Origin of the sequence: Sphingobium sp. CCH11-B1 (assembly GCF_001556865.1) — a bacterium.
Classification (GTDB): Bacteria; Pseudomonadota; Alphaproteobacteria; order Sphingomonadales; family Sphingomonadaceae; genus Sphingobium.
Map to the genome: position 1 here is coordinate 1 of NZ_LSJY01000097.1, position 18,562 is coordinate 18,562.

At 66.8% G+C, this 18,562-nt stretch carries 19 protein-coding genes; 11 read left to right on the forward strand and 8 right to left on the reverse strand.

All coding sequences use genetic code 11. From position 1 onward, the window contains the following. Positions 1-2: 2 nt before the first annotated feature. Positions 3-584, forward strand: a complete 582-nt coding sequence (locus AX724_RS10560) for a trimeric intracellular cation channel family protein (protein WP_066766062.1) — start codon at positions 3-5, stop codon at positions 582-584. A gap of 43 nt (positions 585-627) precedes the next feature. Here AX724_RS10560 and sppA read toward each other — a convergent pair whose 3' ends face one another. Further along, complete coding sequence (sppA, locus tag AX724_RS10565) at positions 628-2,511, reverse strand: signal peptide peptidase SppA (protein ID WP_066766064.1); 1,884 nt, start codon at positions 2,509-2,511, stop codon at positions 628-630. Between the two features lie 155 nt (positions 2,512-2,666). On the opposite strand from sppA, the gene gpmA reads away from it, so the two are divergent. From gpmA to AX724_RS10605, 8 genes are all read left to right on the forward strand, one after another. Then, positions 2,667-3,353: a 2,3-diphosphoglycerate-dependent phosphoglycerate mutase gene (gene gpmA / locus AX724_RS10570; RefSeq protein WP_066766066.1), complete on the forward strand. Its 687-nt coding sequence runs from the start codon at positions 2,667-2,669 to the stop codon at positions 3,351-3,353. An 85-nt stretch (positions 3,354-3,438) separates the two neighbouring features. Beyond that, the gene (gene purE, locus AX724_RS10575) at positions 3,439-3,927 is read left to right on the forward strand and encodes a 5-(carboxyamino)imidazole ribonucleotide mutase (RefSeq protein WP_066766069.1); all 489 of its coding nucleotides are present in this window, start codon (positions 3,439-3,441) and stop codon (positions 3,925-3,927) included. Between the two features lie 11 nt (positions 3,928-3,938). After that, the gene (locus tag AX724_RS10580) at positions 3,939-5,009 is read left to right on the forward strand and encodes a 5-(carboxyamino)imidazole ribonucleotide synthase (protein ID WP_066766071.1); all 1,071 of its coding nucleotides are present in this window, start codon (positions 3,939-3,941) and stop codon (positions 5,007-5,009) included. Next, complete coding sequence (locus tag AX724_RS10585) at positions 5,006-5,545, forward strand: dihydrofolate reductase (RefSeq protein ID WP_066766075.1); 540 nt, start codon at positions 5,006-5,008, stop codon at positions 5,543-5,545. The genes AX724_RS10580 and AX724_RS10585 overlap by 4 nt, the downstream gene beginning before the upstream one ends. A gap of 8 nt (positions 5,546-5,553) precedes the next feature. Further along, on the forward strand, positions 5,554-6,480 hold the full coding sequence (locus tag AX724_RS10590; protein ID WP_066766077.1) for a bifunctional riboflavin kinase/FAD synthetase: 927 nt from the start codon (positions 5,554-5,556) through the stop codon (positions 6,478-6,480). Positions 6,481-6,523: 43 nt separating this feature from the next. Beyond that, the gene (gene ileS / locus AX724_RS10595; protein ID WP_066766080.1) at positions 6,524-9,451 is read left to right on the forward strand and encodes an isoleucine--tRNA ligase; all 2,928 of its coding nucleotides are present in this window, start codon (positions 6,524-6,526) and stop codon (positions 9,449-9,451) included. Continuing rightward, a complete protein-coding gene (lspA, locus tag AX724_RS10600; RefSeq protein ID WP_066766082.1) occupies positions 9,448-9,963 on the forward strand; it encodes a signal peptidase II in 516 nt (171 codons plus the stop codon). The genes ileS and lspA overlap by 4 nt, the downstream gene beginning before the upstream one ends. Next, positions 9,960-10,376, forward strand: a complete 417-nt coding sequence (locus AX724_RS10605) for a DUF3035 domain-containing protein (protein ID WP_066766084.1) — start codon at positions 9,960-9,962, stop codon at positions 10,374-10,376. The genes lspA and AX724_RS10605 overlap by 4 nt, the downstream gene beginning before the upstream one ends. 315 nt (positions 10,377-10,691) lie before the next feature. On the opposite strand, the gene dxs is transcribed toward AX724_RS10605, so the two are convergent. From dxs to AX724_RS10640, 7 genes are read right to left on the reverse strand one after another with little or no spacing between them, the layout of a single operon-like run. Continuing rightward, the gene (gene dxs, locus AX724_RS10610; protein WP_066766086.1) at positions 10,692-12,608 is read right to left on the reverse strand and encodes a 1-deoxy-D-xylulose-5-phosphate synthase; all 1,917 of its coding nucleotides are present in this window, start codon (positions 12,606-12,608) and stop codon (positions 10,692-10,694) included. A 40-nt stretch (positions 12,609-12,648) separates the two neighbouring features. Then, positions 12,649-13,167, reverse strand: a complete 519-nt coding sequence (locus AX724_RS10615) for an AAA family ATPase (RefSeq protein WP_082733481.1) — start codon at positions 13,165-13,167, stop codon at positions 12,649-12,651. Continuing rightward, entirely contained in the window at positions 13,164-13,733 is a 570-nt protein-coding gene (gene pnuC, locus AX724_RS10620) for a nicotinamide riboside transporter PnuC (protein ID WP_066766088.1), read from the reverse strand. The genes AX724_RS10615 and pnuC overlap by 4 nt, the downstream gene beginning before the upstream one ends. Positions 13,734-13,752: 19 nt before the next feature. Then, positions 13,753-14,217 (reverse strand): Fur family transcriptional regulator, encoded by a 465-nt coding sequence (locus AX724_RS10625; protein ID WP_066766089.1) that lies wholly within the window; start codon positions 14,215-14,217, stop codon positions 13,753-13,755. A 45-nt stretch (positions 14,218-14,262) separates the two neighbouring features. Next, positions 14,263-14,589 (reverse strand): DUF423 domain-containing protein, encoded by a 327-nt coding sequence (locus AX724_RS10630; RefSeq protein ID WP_066766090.1) that lies wholly within the window; start codon positions 14,587-14,589, stop codon positions 14,263-14,265. Continuing rightward, positions 14,586-16,385: a monovalent cation:proton antiporter-2 (CPA2) family protein gene (locus tag AX724_RS10635; RefSeq protein WP_066766091.1), complete on the reverse strand. Its 1,800-nt coding sequence runs from the start codon at positions 16,383-16,385 to the stop codon at positions 14,586-14,588. Before AX724_RS10635 ends, AX724_RS10630 begins: the two co-directional genes overlap by 4 nt. Beyond that, positions 16,385-16,807 carry an iron-sulfur cluster assembly scaffold protein gene (locus AX724_RS10640; protein WP_066766092.1) on the reverse strand — a complete coding sequence of 141 codons (423 nt, stop codon included), beginning with the start codon at positions 16,805-16,807 and terminating at the stop codon, positions 16,385-16,387. Before AX724_RS10640 ends, AX724_RS10635 begins: the two co-directional genes overlap by 1 nt. 110 nt (positions 16,808-16,917) lie before the next feature. Here AX724_RS10640 and AX724_RS10645 point away from each other — a divergent pair, with 110 nt between their 5' ends. After that, positions 16,918-17,376, forward strand: a complete 459-nt coding sequence (locus AX724_RS10645; RefSeq protein ID WP_066766131.1) for a YaiI/YqxD family protein — start codon at positions 16,918-16,920, stop codon at positions 17,374-17,376. Next, entirely contained in the window at positions 17,373-18,545 is a 1,173-nt protein-coding gene (locus tag AX724_RS10650) for an NAD(P)/FAD-dependent oxidoreductase (protein ID WP_066766094.1), read from the forward strand. Before AX724_RS10645 ends, AX724_RS10650 begins: the two co-directional genes overlap by 4 nt. Positions 18,546-18,562 lie beyond the last annotated feature (17 nt).

Genomic DNA, 18,562 nt, shown 5'->3' on the forward strand with positions numbered 1-18,562 from the left:
GTATCGTCGGCACGTTCGTCTTTGCCGCGTCCGGCGCGCTGGCGGCGGCGCGGCTGCGGCAGACGCTGGTGACGTTCGCCTTCTTCGCGCTGGTGACGGGCGTGGGCGGCGGCACGGTGCGCGACCTGCTGATCGGCGCGCCGGTCTTCTGGGTGGTGGACCCGGTGCCCGCAGTCGCCTGCATGGGCGCGGCGGTCGTCGTCTGGTTCAGCCCGCGCCGTTGGTGGAGCGAGCGGGCGCTCGATTGGCTGGACGCGATCGGGCTTGCGGCCTTCGCCGTGTTCGGCGCGGCCAAGGCGATGAGCTTTGGCGTGCCGCCCTTCGTCGCGGGGATGATGGGCGTGGTGACGGGATGCGTGGGCAGCATCATGCGCGATCTGCTGGCGGGCGAGCCGTCGATCCTGCTGCGGCCCGAGCTTTATGTGACGGCGGCGGCGTTCGCTGCGGGCCTGTTCGTGGCGCTGCGCTGGATCGGGCTGGACGTGCCGGTCGCGGGGGTGGTGGCGGCGCTGCTGGGCTTTGCGCTGCGGGCGGTGGCGATCTGGCGCGGGCTGGGTCTGCCGGGCTATCGGGAGGAGGGGTGAGGGCTGGTCTTTACTGCTCTGCCCACATCCCTATCCTTTCAGATTAGCGCCAAACCCCCGCCAGCAACGCCATCATCCCGCGCTCTTCCGCCGCGTTGCGCGGCCTCGGCGCGCCGTAGCCGCGGCATTCCAGGCAGTCGGCGCGGATGCCGGCGCCAGTGACCAGCGCCTTCACGTCCGACACAGCCTGCATCGCCCAGCCGCGCTGGCGCAGGGCCTGGCGCGCGAGCATGTCGCGCGGCGCGCCGGCATTATCCTCTTCCCGGTCGACGATGGCTTGCGCCCACTGCGCCCAGGGATCGGGTTCCTTTTCGATATAATAGGTGCGCGCCTTGGCCGGATCGATCTTCGCGCGGCGGGCGGCTTCGGCGATGGCGTCGTCCAGGCCGCCGAACCGGTCGACAAGGCCGATCTGGCGCGCGGTGCCGCCGTCCCATACGCGCCCCTGCGCGATGGCGTCGATCTGCTGCGGCGACTTGTGACGGGATTGGGCCACGATGCCAACGAAGCGGCGGTAGATGTCCTCCACGCCAAGCTGCATGATCTGGTCGAATTCGGGCGTGGTGCCGCCCGCGACGTCCGGCTGGCCGGAGAGCGGCGTGGTGCGCACCCCGTCGGTGGTGACGCCGATCTTCGCCAGCGCGCCCTCGAAGCTCGGCAGGATGCCGAACACGCCGATCGAGCCGGTGATCGTGTCCGGCTCGGCGAAGATGACGTCGCCCGGCGTCGAGACCCAATAGCCGCCGCTCGCCGCGACATTGGCCATCGAGACGACGACCGGCAGGCCGGCGGCCTTGGCCTGAAGGATGGCGCTGCGGATCTTTTCCGATGCCATGACCGACCCGCCGGGCGAATCGACGCGCACGACAAGGGCCTTCAGATTCTTTTCGTTCAGCGCGGTCAGCAGCAGGTCGGATAGCGTGTCGCCCGCCGCCGTGCCCGGACCTCCTTCCCCATCGACGATGTCGCCGGCGACGGTCAGGACGCCGATCTGGCCGTCATTGGCGGGCTTGCGCGCCTTCACATAGCGGTCGAAGTCGATGGTGGCGAAGCTGCCGGGCTTGTCGCCGCTGGCATCGCCCGCAAGGGTTGCGACGTGCGCGCCAAAGGCGCTGGCGTCGCCCAGCTTGTCCACAAGGCCAGCGGCCAGCGCCGCTTTCGCGATGTCGCCGTTGGTGGCGCGGGCGGCGGCGAGGGGATCGGCGGCATAGGCGGCGATCTTCGCCTTTGGGCGCGCCTTGGCGACATCATCCTGCCAGTCCTGCCACAGCGCGTCGGCCAGCGCCTGGTTGGCCTGGCGGGCTTCGGGCGACTGGTCGGTGCGGATGAACGGCTCCACGAAGCTCTTGTAGGTGCCGACGCGATAGACGTGGGTGTTGACGCCCAGCTTGTCGATCAGCCCCTTATAATAGAGGTTCGATCCGCCCCGGCCGAGCAGGGCGACGCCCCCCAGCGGATCGCTCCAAACCTCGCTGGCGTGGGCGGCAAGCTGATAGCTGTCATCGCTGTAGAGGGTGGCATAGGCGAGCACGGGCTTTTTCGCGGCGCGGACGGCGTCGAGCGCCTTGCCCACGCGGGCGAGGGCGACCTGCCCCCCGCCCATGAATCCGTCCAGATTGAGGACGACGGCCTTCACCTTCGCGTCGCTGCGCGCCGCATCGAGCGCGGCGACGATGTCCGACAGGCGATATTCCTTGGCATCGCCACCCGACCCCGTGAGGAGCGCGGTCGCGCTGACCTCTGCCGGCTGTTCGACGATGGTGCCGTCCAGATCAAGCAGCAGCGCGCCGCTGCTGACCGATTGGGCCGGCTTGGGCGAGTAGGACAGCGCGGCATAGAGCGCGCCGAAGAAAAGCAGCAGGAACAGCAGGACCAGCCCGTCCTTGATCGCGACCAATATGCGCCACACGCCCTTCACAAACGCCAAGTTGCTGTTTCCTTCTTTTGACCCTGACGTGGCTATCCGATGGACAGCGCGACTGCAATGTGGGGCGTGCGGGACCGGCGACAAGCTTGCGCCCGCGATTTTGGTCGTTATGGGATGCGCATCATTCGCCGCTCATCGTGCAGGAGACGCGCCCAATGCCCACCCTCGTCCTGATCCGCCACGGCCAGTCGGCCTGGAACCTCGAAAACCGCTTCACCGGATGGTGGGACGTGGATTTGACCGACAAGGGCGTGGAGGAAGCGCGCGCCGCCGGCCGGCTGATGGCGGAAAAGGGGCTGGACTTCGACCAATGCTATACCAGCTTCCAGACGCGGGCGATCAAGACGCTCAATCTGGCGCTGGAGGAAATGGGGCGGCTGTGGCTGCCGGTCGAGAAGGACTGGCGGCTGAACGAGCGCCATTATGGCGGCCTTACCGGCCTCAACAAGGCGGAGACGGCGGCGAAGCATGGCGACGATCAGGTGAAGATCTGGCGGCGCAGCTTCGACATTCCGCCACCGGTGCTGGAGCCGGGCGGCGCGTTCGACCTGACGAAGGACCGCCGCTATGACGGCATCGCCATCCCGTCGACCGAGAGCCTGAAGGACACGATCGCCCGCGTGCTGCCCTATTGGGAGTCGCGGATCGCCCCCGACCTGAAGGCGGGCAAGCGGGTCGTGATTTCCGCGCACGGCAATTCGCTGCGCGCGCTGGTCAAGCACCTGTCCAACATCCCCGACGACGAGATCACCGAACTGGAGATCCCGACCGGCCAGCCCATCGTCTATGAACTGGCGGACGATCTGAGCGCGACCGACCGTTACTATCTGTCGGAACGCTGAGAATTTAGGCGCATATCGCAATTGCCCCCCGGCGGCCCGGCCGCTAAGGGGCTGTGCTTTCCAGGCCGCCTGAAGGGGAACGGGCATGAGCGAGGCAGTCACGGTCGGTATCATCATGGGATCGCGGTCCGACTGGGACACGATGCGCCATGCGGCCGAGACGCTGGAGGCGCTGGGCGTGCCGCACGAGTGCAAGGTGGTGTCCGCCCACCGCACGCCGCAGCGGCTTTACGACTATGCCACCGGGGCAGCGGAACGCGGCCTCAAGGTCATCATCGCGGGCGCGGGCGGCGCGGCGCACCTGCCGGGCATGACGGCGTCCATGACCCGCCTGCCCGTGCTGGGCGTGCCGGTGGAATCCAAGGCGCTGAGCGGCATGGATTCGCTGCTGTCCATCGTCCAGATGCCCGGCGGCATCCCTGTGGGGACGCTGGCGATCGGCAAGCCCGGCGCGATCAACGCAGGGCTGATGGCGGCCGCCATCCTGGCGACGAACGACGCGGCGCTGGCCGGGCGGCTGGACGCCTGGCGCGCGCGCCAGACCGAGGCGGTGGCCGAGACGGTCGCGGATTAGAGGCTTTTTTCATGACGACGATCCCGCCCGGTTCGACCATCGGCATCCTTGGCGGCGGCCAGCTCGGCCGGATGATCGCCACGGCGGGCGCGCAGCTGGGATATCGCACCCACATTTATGCGCCCGACGAGAGCGGGCCGGCCGCGGACGTGTCGCCGCGCTGGACCCGGGGCGCATATGAGGACGCGCAGGCGCTGGCGGCCTTTGCGGATAGCGTCGATGTCGTCACCTATGAATTCGAGAATATCGATCCTTCCGCGGTCGAGACGCTGGCCCATCACGGCCTGGTCCGGCCCGGCGCGCAGGCGTTGCGCGTGGCGCAGGACCGGCTGGCGGAAAAGCGCTTCGTCTGCGACCTGGGCGGGCTGACCGCGCCCTTCGCGCCGGTCGAGAGCCTGGACGATCTGGAAGAAGCGATCGCCGCGATCGGCAGCCGCGCGATTTTGAAGACCAACCGCATGGGATATGACGGCAAGGGGCAGGCACGCCTGTCGGAGCCGGGCGACGCGGTCGGCGCATGGAACGCCATCGGCCGGCAGAGCGCGATCCTGGAACGATTCGTGACCTTCGCCGAGGAATTTTCGGTGATCCTGGCGCGCGGGGCGGACGGGGAAGTGCGGTTCTGGGATTCGCCCGCCAATGTGCATGTGGATGGCATATTGGCGACATCCACCCTGCCGGCCGGCCCGGCCATCGCCGCGCAGGTGGAACAGGCGCGGGCCATGGCGCGCAAAATCGCCGACGCGCTGGACTATGTCGGCGTGCTGACGTGCGAATTTTTTGCCAGCGCGGACGGCCCGGTGTTCAACGAGATGGCGCCGCGCGTCCACAATAGCGGCCACTGGACCATCGAAGGCGCGGTGACGAGCCAGTTCGAAAACCATGTCCGGGCGATCTGCGGCCTGCCGCTGGGCGACACCGGGCTTGCCGCGCCGCGCGTGGAAATGCGCAACCTGATCGGTGACGAGGCGCATCAATGGCCCGCCATCCTGTCCGACCCGGCCAACCACCTGCACCTCTATGGCAAGCATGAGGCGCGGCCGGGACGCAAGATGGGGCATGTGACCCGGCTGTGCCTGTGAGCGCGCAAGGCGGCGGGAAGGCGGCGGGGACGGAGATCGTCCTTGTCCTTGCCCGCGCGGACAATGGCGTGATCGGCAGGGACGGCGACCTGCCGTGGCGATTGCCGGCGGACCTCAAGCATTTCAAGGCGCTGACCGCCGGGCATCCGATGATCATGGGCCGTCGGACGTTCGACAGCCTGCCAGGGCTGTTGCCGGGACGGCGGCATATCGTGCTGACACGTGACCGGGCATGGCGCGCCGAGGGCGTTGAGATCGCCCATGATGTCGCGGAAGCCGTCAGCCAGGCGGGTGGCCCCTGCGCCATGGTGATCGGCGGGGCGGATATCTATCGGCTGTTCCTGCCCCATGCCGACCGGATCGAGCTGACCGAAGTGCATGTCGCGGCCGACGGCGACGCCGCCATCAGCTATCCCGACCCGGCGGTTTGGCGGGAAGTCGCGCGGGCCGACCATGGCGCGCAGGACGGCCGCCCGGCCTATAGCTTCGTCAGCTTCCGCCGCGTGGATTGCCACGCTTGCGTCCCCTCCCTATAGCCCGCGCCATGGAGCGGCTTTCCAGCAGCGCCCCGGTCCCGGCCCATCTGCGCGGGAGCGTGATGGCGCTCGGCAATTTCGACGGCTTTCATGCCGGGCACCAGGCGGTGGTCGGCCGCGCGGTGGCGCGCGCGCGCAGCGAAGGGCGGCCCGCCATCGTCGCGACCTTCGATCCCCATCCCATGCGGCTGTTCAAGCCGGACGCCGCGCCGTTTCGCCTGACCACGCTGGACCAGCGGGCAAGGCTGTTCGCGGCGGCGGGCGCGGATGCGATGCTGGTGTTTGAGTTCACCGCCGACCTGGCGGCGCTCGATCCTGCCGCCTATGTCAGGATGCTGACGCAAGACATGGGCGTGGCGGCGGCGATCACCGGCGAGGACTTCACCTTCGGCAAGGGGCGCAGGGGCACGGTGGAAAGCTTCGCCGCGCTCGGCCTGTCGGCACAAGCCGTGGGCGCGGTGCGGGACGAGCAGGGCGTCGTCTCCTCCAGCCGCATCCGCGACGCTTTGAAGGCCGGAGACTGTGTCGAGGCCGCGCGCCTGCTGACCCGGCCCTTCGCGATCGAGGGCATGGTGCAGCATGGCGACAAGCTGGGCCGGACCATCGGGTTCCCCACGGCGAATATCGATATGGGCCCTTATCTGCGCCCGGCCTATGGCATTTATGCGGTGCGCGGCATCCTGCCCGACGGGCGGGTGCTGGACGGCGCGGCCAATCTGGGCGTGCGGCCGAGCTTCGACCCGCCCAAGGAATTGCTGGAGCCGCATTTCTTCGACTTCGCCGAAAGCCTGTACGACCAGCGGATCGAGGTGCAACTGATCCGCTATCTCCATGGCGAGCGGAAATATGACGGGTTGGATGCGCTGACCGCGGGAATCTCGCAGGACTGCGCGGAGGCACGGCAAATCCTTGCGGGAATGCCCGCCGTCGCCTAATGCCGCGCGATCATTCCGCACGAAGCGACATTGCGCGAGCCCTATGACCGATCAGCCCGACTATAAGTCCACCGTCTTCCTTCCCGTCACCGACTTCCCGATGAAGGCGGGCCTTGCGCAGAAGGAACCCGCCATCGCGGCGAAATGGGAGGCGATGGACCTTTACGGCAAGCTGCGCCAGCAGCGCGCGGGGCGCGAACGCTTCATCCTGCATGACGGCCCGCCCTACGCCAATGGCGACATCCATATGGGCCACGCCATGAATAAGGTGCTGAAGGACATCATCGTCCGCAGCCAGTCGCTGCTCGGCAAGGATGCGCCCTATGTGCCCGGCTGGGACTGCCACGGCCTCCCCATCGAATGGAAGATCGAGGAGGAATATCGCAAGAAGAAGCTGAACAAGGACGAGGTGCCCGCGTCCGAATTCCGCGCCCAGTGCCGCGCCTATGCGGACAAGTGGGTCGATGTTCAGCGCGACCAGTTCAAGCGGCTGGGCATCATGGGCGATTGGGAAGACCCCTATCTGACCATGAAGTTCGACGCCGAGGCGACTATTGTCGGCGAACTGTTGAAGTTCGCGGAAAGCGGCCAGCTCTATCGCGGCGCCAAGCCCGTCATGTGGTCCCCGGTCGAAAAGACCGCGCTGGCCGAGGCGGAGGTCGAATATGAGGATGTGACCTCGACCCAGATCGACGTGGCGTTCGAGATCGTGGAAGCGCCCAATGCGCCCGAACTGGTCGGGGCCCATGCGGTGATCTGGACCACGACGCCCTGGACGATCCCGGTCAACCAGGCTTTGGCCTATGGGCCGGAGGTTGAGTATGTTCTGCTTAGCCCCAGCTATGACCGGGTTCTTACAGACGCATCTTTTGAGAACGCGGAGGTGGTTCAAACCAAGAAGCTCCTAATCACAAAAGCGCTCATCGATTCCGTCAAAACACGGCTTGGGTTTACAAGTTATTTTGAGCATTGGTCTGGCAAAGGCTCCGACCTCGCCGGAACCGTCGCGCGTCACCCGATGCACGCGCTCGGCGGCTTCTTCGCCAAGCCGCGCCCGTTCCTGCCCGGCGATTTCGTCACGACCGATGCGGGCACCGGCCTTGTCCATATGGCGCCCGACCATGGCGAGGACGATTTCGCGCTGTGCAAGGCGAACGGCATCAACCCCGTCTTCGCGGTCGAGGGCGATGGGAAGTATCGCGCCGACTGGCTGTGGCTGGGCGGGCAGGGGTCGGTCATCAACCCCAGGTTCGTGAGCAAGGACGGGCCGATCTGTTCCGATTTGCGCCACGCGGGCGCGCTGCTCGCCGCGTCGGACGATTTCCGGCACAGCTATCCGCATAGCTGGCGCTCCAAGGCGAAGATCATCTTCCGCTGTACCCCGCAATGGTTCATCCCGATGGATCAACCCTCCTCCGCCTGGGTCGAGCCCGTCGAAGTCCAGCTTTTTTCTTCGGAAGACGATGAAGCCCTTCGAGAAGCGCGGGGCGAGCGGGTGCCGGGGAACGGCGCAACCCTTCGCGAAATCGCCGTCAACGCGATCGAGCATACGCGCTGGGTGCCGGAACGGTCGATCAACCGGATTCGATCGATGGTGGAAGGTCGCCCCGACTGGGTGATTTCCCGCCAGCGTGCCTGGGGCGTGCCGATCGCGCTCTATGTCCATCGCAAGAGCGGCGACTATCTGGTTGATCCGGCGGTCAATACCCGCATTGTTGAGGCTTTCAAAGCGGGCGGCGCGGATGCGTGGTTCGGCGCGGATCATCAGGCGCTGCTCGGCCCGGATTACGACCTGGCGGACTATGAAGTCGTCAACGACATTCTCGACGTCTGGTTCGACAGCGGATCGACCCACAGCTTCGTGGTCGAGGGGCGCTATGGGGAAGGCACGCGCGCCGACCTCTATATCGAAGGGTCGGACCAGCATCGCGGCTGGTTCCAGTCGTCGCTGCTGGAAAGCTGCGGCACGCGGGGGCAGGCACCCTACAAGGCCGTCCTGACCCATGGCTTCGCGCTCGACGGGTCGGGTAAGAAGATGTCCAAGAGCCTGGGCAATGTCGTCGATCCGCTCAAGATCATGAGCGAGAGCGGCGCGGACATTCTGCGCGTCTGGGTGGCGAGCACCGACTATTTCGACGATGTGCGCATCGGCAAGGAAGTGCTGGCCGGATCATCCGACGCCTATCGCAAATTGCGCAACACTTTCCGTTACATGCTGGGCGCTCTTTCCGATTATGATGAAGAGAGCGAAGCGGTGTCCTATGCCGAGATGCCGGAGCTGGAGCGCTATATGCTCCACCGGCTGGCGCAGTTGGACGCGGAGCTGCGCGCCGTGGTGGACAAGAGCAAGGGCAGCGAGAGCTGGCTGGAATTCAGCCGCTACACCCGCGCGATCTTCGATTTCGCCAACAGCGACCTCAGCGCCTTCTTCTTCGACATCCGCAAGGATTGCCTCTATTGCGATGCGAAGGGCGATCCCAAGCGCCGCGCCTATCGCACCTTGCTCGACACGCTGTTCCACGCGCTGGTCCGCTACGTCGCGCCGATCATCCCCTTCACTGCCGAGGAAGTGTGGCAAAGCCGCTTCCCAAGCGACGAGGATAGCGTCCATTTCCTGGAATGGCCGGAAGTCGACGCGCGCTGGATCGATGGACATCTGGACGAGAAATGGCGCGAGCTGCGCGATCAGCGCGAACAGGTGAACGAGGCGATCGAACCGTTCCGACGCGAGAAGCAGATCCGGTCCAGCCTTGAGGCCGACGTCACCATGGGCGAATTGCTGCCGGTCGGCGACGTGGATTTCGCCGAAGTGGCGATCGTCGCGCGCGTGACCATGGGCGAGGGCGACGGCATAGTGGTCCGGCCGAGCGACTGGCACAAATGCGGCCGCTGCTGGCGGTTGCTGCCGGAAGTGACGGAGGATGGTGCGCTGTGCGACCGCTGCGACGCGGTGCTGAAGGTGGACGCATGAAAACGTCCGTCAATCACCGTCCGCTGGGGCTGACCGTCGCGACCGTGACGCTCGCGCTCGACCAGCTGATCAAATATGTCGTCACCTATCCGCTGGCGTTGCAGAGCCGCGCGGACGAAGGGATCGAATTGCTGCCGATCTTCCGCCTGCGCTGGCTGGAGAACAGGGGTGTGTCGATGGGCTTCTTCCACGCCGACACGAACGCGATGCGATGGGCGCTGGTGGGCATGACCTTCCTGATCGCGGGGTTCGTTGGCGTGTGGATGTGGCGGGAGAAGGCGCGGCAGGACGTCGCCGCGCTGGGCCTGGTGCTGGGTGGCGCGATCGGCAACATCGCGGACCGGGTGCGCCTTGGCTATGTCGTTGATTATGCGGACCTGCATTTCGGTAACTGGCGGCCTTTCCTGATTTTCAACCTGGCGGACGCCGCGATCACCATCGGTGTGCTGATCCTGCTTGCGCGGGCGTTGCTGCTGCGCGACAAGGGCGCAAAGACGGAGACTTTGAAGTGAAGCGTAACCTGATCCTGGCCGTCGGCCTCGTTGCATCCCTGTCGGCCTGTGGTGGCGGTGGCGGCCTGTTGAACCGGGATCGTCCGGATGAATTCGCGGTTTCGCGCGCCGCGCCGCTGGTGATCCCGCCCGATTTCGCCCTTGTACCCCCTGCACCCGGCACGCCTGCTGCGGCAGCCGTCGATTCGCGCAGCGAGGCGATGCAGGCGATGTTCGGTGGTCCCGCCCAGCGCAGCGCGGCGGAGACGGCGACGCTGAACGCGGCGGGCCGCGCCAATGCCGCGGCGGGTATCCGGTCGCAGGCGGGCGATCCGGGCACGGAAGTCGTGGACAAGGGCACGACCACCCGCGACATCATCGCCGCGCCCGAAGGAGACGGCCAGAACGCTCGCGCGGCGGTGCCGCAGCAATAATCGACGCCAAGGGGAGAGGCTGCGCCCGGTTCGTCCGAGACGGGCCGGGGCTGTTTCTCCCATCCATCTTATATCGCTGAATCTTGCGTCCGCGGGCTGCCGCCGCGATGCTTTGCGACCTGGAACGGCGAGCAGAAAAGCGCCGGTCGTCGGCGCTTTGGCCTTCCAAAAATGTCCTAGATGAAGGCTGCTTCAAGAAAACTGGTCCGCCCCGATCCTGTCGTTCGGCGCGGTAATCGAAAGACGCCTGGCCGGCCTTCCGGTTCCCGGCCCAGGGCGGCATGACGTCCGCTTTCTGCGGCGCCGATCTGCGCTCTATGCGCGCGCTTCGGCGCCCACGCTGTTGTGGCGGAGCGCCGTCAGGACGGTTTCGACGATGGCGTCGGCGTCGAGCCGCGCGTCGGCATATTGCTTTTCCGGCTTGTCCTGGTCCTGGAAGATGTCCGGCAGGCGCAGCGTGCGCAGTTTGAGGCCATTGTCGATCAGGCCAAGGTCGCTGGCGAGCGTCAGCACATGCGCGCCGAGGCCACCGATCGCGCCTTCCTCGATCGTCACCGCGACTTCATGGCTGGTGAGAAGACGGCGGATCAGCGCTTCGTCCAGCGGCTTGGCGAAGCGGAGGTCGGCGACGGTGGCGGACAGGCCGCGCGCCTCCAGCGCTTCGGCGGCCTTCATCGCTTCCTCCAGCCGGGTGCCGAGCGAGAGGATCGCGACCTGCCGCCCTTCGCGAACGATGCGCCCCTTGCCGATCTCCAGCCGTTCCGGCACCTGCGGCATCGCGACGCCCGTGCCGTTGCCGCGCGGGTAGCGCACGGCGATGGGGCCGCTATCGTGCAGCGCGCAGGTGTGCACCATATGGGTCAGTTCCGCCTCGTCAGCGGCGGCCATCACGACGAAATTGGGCAGGCTGGCGAGATAGGTGACGTCGAAGCTGCCCGCATGGGTCGAGCCGTCCGCCCCGACCAGCCCCGCCCGGTCGATGGCGAAGCGCACGGGCAGATTCTGGATCGCCACGTCATGCACCACCTGGTCATAGGCGCGCTGGAGGAAGGTCGAATAAATGGCGCAGAAGGGGCGCATGCCCTGCGCCGCGAGGCCGGCGGCGAAGGTGACGGCATGTTGTTCGGCGATGCCGACATCGAAGCTGCGGTCGGGGAAGGCCGCGGCGAATTTGTCGAGCCCGGTGCCGGACGGCATGGCCGCGGTGATGGCGCAGACGGCCGGGTCGCGCCGCGCTTCCGCGATCAGCGCTTCGGCAAAGACGTTGGTGTAGCTGGGCGGACCGGGAGGGGCCTTGGCCTGGGCGCCGGTGATGATGTCGAACTTCTGCACCCCATGATATTTGTCGGCCGCCGCTTCGGCCGGGGCATAGCCCTTGCCCTTCTGCGTCACGACATGGATGAGGCAGGGGCCTTCGGCCGCGTCCCGCACATTTTCCAGCACCGGGATCAGATGGTCGAGATTATGGCCATCGATCGGGCCGACATAATAGAAGCCCAGTTCTTCGAACAAGGTGCCGCCGGTCGCCATGCCACGGGCATATTCGTCCGTCTTGCGCGCCGCCTGCTGTAGCGGGCGGGGCAGTTTCCGGGCGAGCCGTTTGGCCAGATCGCGCAGGCCCAGAAATTCGCGGCTGGAGACGAGCCGGGCGAGATAGGCGGAGAGGCCCCCCACAGGCGGCGCGATCGACATGTCATTGTCGTTGAGGATGACGATCAGCCGATTACCGGCGTCGCGGGCGTTGTTCATCGCCTCATAGGCCATGCCCGCCGACATCGCCCCGTCGCCGATCACCGCGACCGCCTTGCCCGGCTTGTCCTGCATCCGGTTGGCGATGGCGAACCCGAGCGCCGCGCTGATCGAGGTGGAGCTGTGCGCCGCGCCGAAGGGATCATATTCGCTTTCGGCCCTCTTGGTGAAGCCGGACAGGCCGCCGCCCTGCCGCAGCGTCCTGATGCGGTCGCGCCGGCCAGTCAGGATCTTGTGCGGATAGCATTGGTGGCCGACGTCCCAGATCAATTTGTCGGACGGCGTGTCGAATACATAATGGATTGCGGTCGTCAGCTCCACTACGCCAAGCCCGGAGCCGAGATGACCGCCCGTCACCCCCACTGCGGCAATGGTTTCCGCGCGCAGTTCGTCGGCCAGCTGGCGCAACTGTTCAGGCGCGAGCTTCCGTAGATCTTGGGGCGTGTTGACGGTGTCGAGCAGCGGCGTGGCGGGATTGGACATGATGACGTGCCTACTCGTTTTCTGCGCCCAAGTCGAACCCTTAGCGTCCGGGGGCGAGTGCCTCGACCGCTTCGGCGGCACGGGTGAAACGCGCGTCCCAGTCGCCGCCGATCGACAGCCAGGGCACGCCGGCCTGCTCCAGCATGTCCTGGCAAATGCCGGCGAAACGCGCTCGCACGGCGGCGTCGCCATAGACGCGCACGGCATCGGGCACCCACGGCATGTCCGGCTCCATCGACAGGTACAGGTCGCCATGGGGATATGTCAGCAGGTCCGTTGGGACATGTCCGATCATCATCGCCGCCCAGGCCGCCGTCATCAGCGCATCGGTGTCGGCGAAGAGGACGTGGTCGGCGCGGGATTTGGCCGCCTCGATCATCTCGGCCTGGGTGCGGCCGATGAGCAGCAGGTCCGCTTCGTCCATGTCGACGCCATGCGTTTCAGCGTAGCTGCGGCCATATTCGGGCACCCAGACCGTGCCGAAATGCCGTGCGAGCCGTTCCGCCAGCACCGACTTTCCCGTGCTTTCGACGCCGTGCAGGACTATGGTGCGGATCATGCCGCCGCCTGCCGCAGGGTCCGGCGCCAGGCGACCAGTCCGCCTGCCGCAATCAACAGGAAGAGCGCGTAGAGGATGGAGGTGGCGGTGAGGCCGCGGCTCCAGAACAGGCCGGTGGCAAGCGCGTCGACCGCGATCCACAGCACCCAGCTTTCCACGCGGCGCTGCGATTGCAGGATCTGGGCCGTCACGCTCATGCCCGCGACCGCCGAATCGGCGAAGGGGGCGGCGGCATCGGTGAAGCGGGCCATGAGCAGGCCCCATCCGATCGCCGCGCAGGCCGTGCCGGCAAGCCATGCCATCCGGGCGGCGGAGGACAGGCGAGTGACGGCGATACCGCCATCGTCCACCTTCTCGCTGCGCGCCCAATTCCACCAGCCGTAGAGATTGATGACGAGGAAGAAGATTTGCAGCAGCGCGTCGCTGTAGAGCTTCGCGTCGAAGAAGACGAAGAAGTAGAGCGTCACCATCGCTATGCCGAACGGGTAATTCCACAGCGAGCGGCGTGCGACCAGCACGATGTTGACGAGGCCAAGGGCGGCCGCGACACATTCCAGCATGGTCATGGAACGGTGCGTTTCGCCGTCAGTGGCAGGCGCTGCACGTGCCGCGCACTTCGATCACCGGGCGGACCGGGGCGAATCCGACCTTTTCCGCCGCGGACCGCAGGGATCCGGTGATCGGATCATTGTCGATGTGCGTGACCTGCCCGCATGTGTCGCAGACCAGGAAGATGCAGTCGTGGTGACAGCCCGGATGGGCATTGGCGATATAGGCGTTCGCGCTTTCCACGCGCATGGCGATGTTGTTCGCCACGAACAGGTCAAGGATGCGATAGACACTGTTGGGCGCGACGCGCTTGCCCCGCGCCTTCGACACGATATCGGCGATATCATATGCGGAAGCGGGCTTCTCCTCGGCGGCGAGCGCGTCGAAGATGGCGGCGCGCATCGGCGTCCATTGTTCATTGCGGGCCTCCAGCGTCGCGCGGGCAGCATCAGCCAGCCGGTCGCCGGTAGGTTCCTGGTGATGATGCGCGTGGGTGGCCATCGCACTTATCTATGGTGTGTCGCGCGGGACGGCAAGGGCGAGCCGCTATCGGCCCGCAAAGCGCCACGCGGCCCAGAGCCATGCTGCGATCATCAGCGTGCCGCCCACCGGCGTGACGGCGCCCAGCCAGCGGGGGCCGCCCAGAGCCATGGCATAGAGGCTGATGGCGAAGATTGCCGCGCCCGCCAGCATCAGCGCGGCAGCCCCGCGCGCGGGACCGACGATCGCCAGCGCGGCCACGGCGTGGATCAGTTGGTAAAGGCCACCGGTGCGCAACCACTCCGCCGCCTTGGGATCGGTGACGCCATGGGCGCCGAACGCCCCTGCACCGATGGCGAGCGCCGCCGACAGGCATGCCAGAACCGCGATCATCCTTTCTCTCCGTCGCCACGGCTCAACAGCCGCATCCCCTTGCCTGGCCGGTACATGAGATGCTTGGCGGCGAACAGGTTGCCATGTTCGATCTGGAGCGCCATCCGCTGATCGTCATTGTTCCGATATTGCCGCTCCACCTCTTCCGCTTCCTCAGGTGGAACGCCCAGCGCTTCCATCGCCCGAACCCCCATGCAGATCGCCGATTCATAGACTTCGCGCACCACCCCGGCCAGCTCCATGCCCTGCAGTTCCATCACCTGACGCCGGTCGAAGGCGCGGACCATCAGCGCGGCCTGGGGAAAAGCCTCTGCAATCGGCTCCAGGGTCCGCCGGTCGAGCGAGGCGTCATCGATGCAGAAGGCGATGAGTCGCGCTTCGTCCGCGCCTGCACGGCGAAGAAGGTCGATGCGGGTGCCGTCCCCATAATAGACCTTCATGTCGAAGCGGCTGGATACTTCGATCTGGGCGGGTTTCTTGTCGATCAGGACGACGCCGAAGCCGTGGCCCATCAGCATCTGCGCGACGGTCTGGCCGAAGCGGCCATAGCCCACGATGATGGCGGAGCCGCGCGGCGCGTCCTCGGGCCCTGCCGGCTTGTCGCCTTCCTTTGGCTTCGCGAATTCGAAGCGCCGGGCGAGGAGCATCAGGAAAGGCGTGGTCGCCATCGAGAAGGTGACGATGGCGCTGAACAGGCTGGCGGCCTCCGGCGCTATCAGCAGCGCGTTCTGCGCCTGGGCGAAGAGGACGAAGCCGAATTCGCCGCCCTGGCTGAGCAGCAGGCCCGCGCCCAGCGCCTGCTGCCCCGGCATGCCGAACAGGCGGGCGAGGCCCGAAATCAGCGCGGCCTTGGTCGCAACCAGGATTGCCGCCATGGAAAGGACGAACAACGGATTGGCGGCCACCGTGCGCAGGTCCAGCACCATGCCGACGGCCAGGAAGAAGAGGCCGAGGAGGACCGAGCGGAATGGCTCCACGTCCGCTTCGATCTCATGCCGGTAGGGCGAGTCCGCGAGCATCACGCCTGCGACGAACGCGCCGAGCGCCGTGGAAAGGTGAAGCGCATGCATCAGCGCGGCGGCCGCAAGGACCGTAAACAGGCCGACCGCGACGAACAGCTCGCGCTCGTCCAGCCGGCCGACCAGCGCCAGCAGCGGCCGCAGCACGAAGCGGCCAGCCAGCACGAGTCCGGCGATGGCGGCGACGGTGTAGGCGGCCATCATCCATCCCGGCGGACCGCCCGCATCGGCCGGATTGCGCGACAGCGCGGCGATGATGGTGATGAGCGGGACGATCGAGAGATCCTGGAAGAGCAGGATGGAAAACACCTTCTCACCGAAGGGCGAGTTGATGCGGCCGCTGGACTTGAGGCTGGGGAGAACCTGCGCGGTGGAAGACAGCGCCAGGGGCAGCCCCAGCGCGATGGCCGCGCCCCAGGTGAAGCCGGTCGTATAGAAGATGACGGCCGTCAACACGCAGCCGCAGGTCACGACCTGCGCCAGGCCCAGCGCGAAAATGTCGCGCTTGAGCCGCCAAAGGCGCGCCGGATGCAGTTCGAGGCCGACGAGGAAGAGCAGCAGCACAATGCCGATTTCCGCGATGGCGAGTTTCGATTCCGCGCCGCCGACAAGGCCAAGCCCCTGGGGCCCGACCAGCGCGCCGGCGACAAGATATCCGAGCACCGCGCCCAGGCCGAAGCGGCGGAAGAGGATGACGAAGAAAAGGCCGACGCCCAGCAGGATGACGCCTTCGTTCAGCAGGATTTCGGTGGCGCTGACGGCGTTATGGGCTTCCATCAGGCGTCCGCCATCCGTGCGGCTTCCGCGATGGCCTCGAACCCAAGCCGGATGGACGCATGGCGGGCGGGATAGCCGCGCGCCGGCGCAAGCACGGCAAGGCCGGGCCAGAAATCGAGATCGTCGCTTTTTCCCGCCAGATAGGCCGTCAGCCTGTCGCGCGCCTCCGCCAGTTCCTGCGCCGACAGGCCGATCGCATGGCCGGCCATCAGGGCGGCGGACGCCTGACCCAAGGCGCAGGCCTTCACGTCCAGCCCCATGTCCGCCAGCCTTCCGTCCGCCATGCGGACGTCGGCGGTGACGCGCGAGCCGCAGGTGGGCGACCGCTTCTCCACGCTTGCCTGCGGATCGGGCAGGCGCTGGTGATGCGGAATGCTGGCGGCGAGCCGCAATATGTCCTTGTTGTAGAGGGGGGCGCTCATGCTGGTCCATGTAGGACAGTATGGACGTGGGGTGAAGGCGGCGATTGCCCCGACGCGAAATAAGCGGGGCCATCCTTGTTTCATGGCGCCGCGCGGCCTATCGGCGGCGCATGCGCATATTGGTCGACGCCGACGCCTGCCCCGTGAAGGAGGAAATCTACAAGGTCGCGTGGCGGCACGAGGTTCCGGTGTCGATCGTCAGCAACAGCGTCATCCGCGTGCCCGCCCATCCCCTGATCGAGCGGGTGGTGGTGAGCGACGGCTTTGACGCGGCGGATGACTGGATCGCGGAGCGGGCCGACACGCGCAGCATCTGCATCACGGCGGACATATTGCTGGCGGACCGTTGTCTGAAGGCCGGCGCGGTGGTGATCGCCCCCAACGGCAAACCCTTTACGACAAGCTCCATCGGCGCGGCGGTGGCGACGCGCGCGATCATGGCGGACTTGCGCGCCGGAGCGATCGGAGACGCCGTGGGAGGGCCGCCGCCTTTCACCAAAACGGACCGTTCGCGCTTCCTGTCGGCGCTGGACGAAGCGCTGGGGCGGATGAAGCGGGCGCACCGATGAGCGATCATGACGTCATCGTCCTGGGCGCGGGCGCGGCGGGCATGATGTGCGCGGCGGTGGCGGGACAAAGGGGGCGGCGCGTACTGCTGGCCGACCATGCCGACGCGCCGGGCAAGAAAATCCTGATTTCCGGCGGCGGGCGGTGCAACTTCACCAACCTTCACACCGCGCCCGACCGTTACCTGTCCGCCAACCCGCATTTCGCCAAGTCGGCGCTCGGTCGCTATCGCGCGCAGGACTTTCTGGCGCTGGTGGAGCGCTATGGCATCGCCTGGCATGAAAAGACGCTGGGACAGCTTTTCTGCGACGGATCGGCAAGGCAGATCGTGGCGATGCTGGTCGAGGAATGCGACAGGGGCGGGGTGACAATGGCGCTCGGCCAGTCCGTCACCGACATCGATCATGGCGATGGCCTGTATCGCGTCAGGCTGGGCGACAGGGAGCATCGCGCCCCGGCGCTGGTGCTGGCGACCGGCGGCCCGTCCATTCCGAAGCTGGGCGCGACCGGCTTTGCCTACGATGTGGCGCGCAGGTTCGGCCTTTCGATCGTGCAGCCGCGCCCCGCGCTGGTGCCCTTCACCCTCGGGCCGGAGGAGGCGCTGTTCCAGTCGCTGTCCGGCGTGTCGGCCGATGTCGAGGTGCAGTGGGGCAAGACGCGCTTCCGCGAGGCGGCGCTGTTCACGCATCGAGGGCTTTCGGGGCCGGCGATGCTGCAGATCAGCAGCTATTGGCAGCATCGAACGGCGATCTCCGTCGATTTTCTGCCGGATCGGTCCGCGGACTGGTTGATCGAAGCGAAGCGGCAGCGGCCGCGGATGACGCTGCGCAAGCTGCTGGGGGAGGCGCTGCCGGAACGGCTGGCCGACGCGCTTCTTTCCCGGCTGGAGCGGCAGGGCGAGCTTGGCGCACATAGCGACAAGGTGCTGAGGCGCATGGAAATGCAGATCGCGGCCTGGCCGTTCACGCCATCGGGCACCGAAGGCTATGCCAAGGCGGAAGTGACGGTGGGCGGCATCGCCACGGCGGGCCTGTCTTCCCGCACGATGGAGGCCGCGAAAACGCCCGGTCTTTACGCCATCGGAGAAGCCGTCGACGTCACCGGATGGTTGGGCGGCTATAATTTCCAATGGGCATGGGCCAGCGGATGGGCGGCTGGGCAGGCAGTCTAGCCGCGCCGTCCCGACGC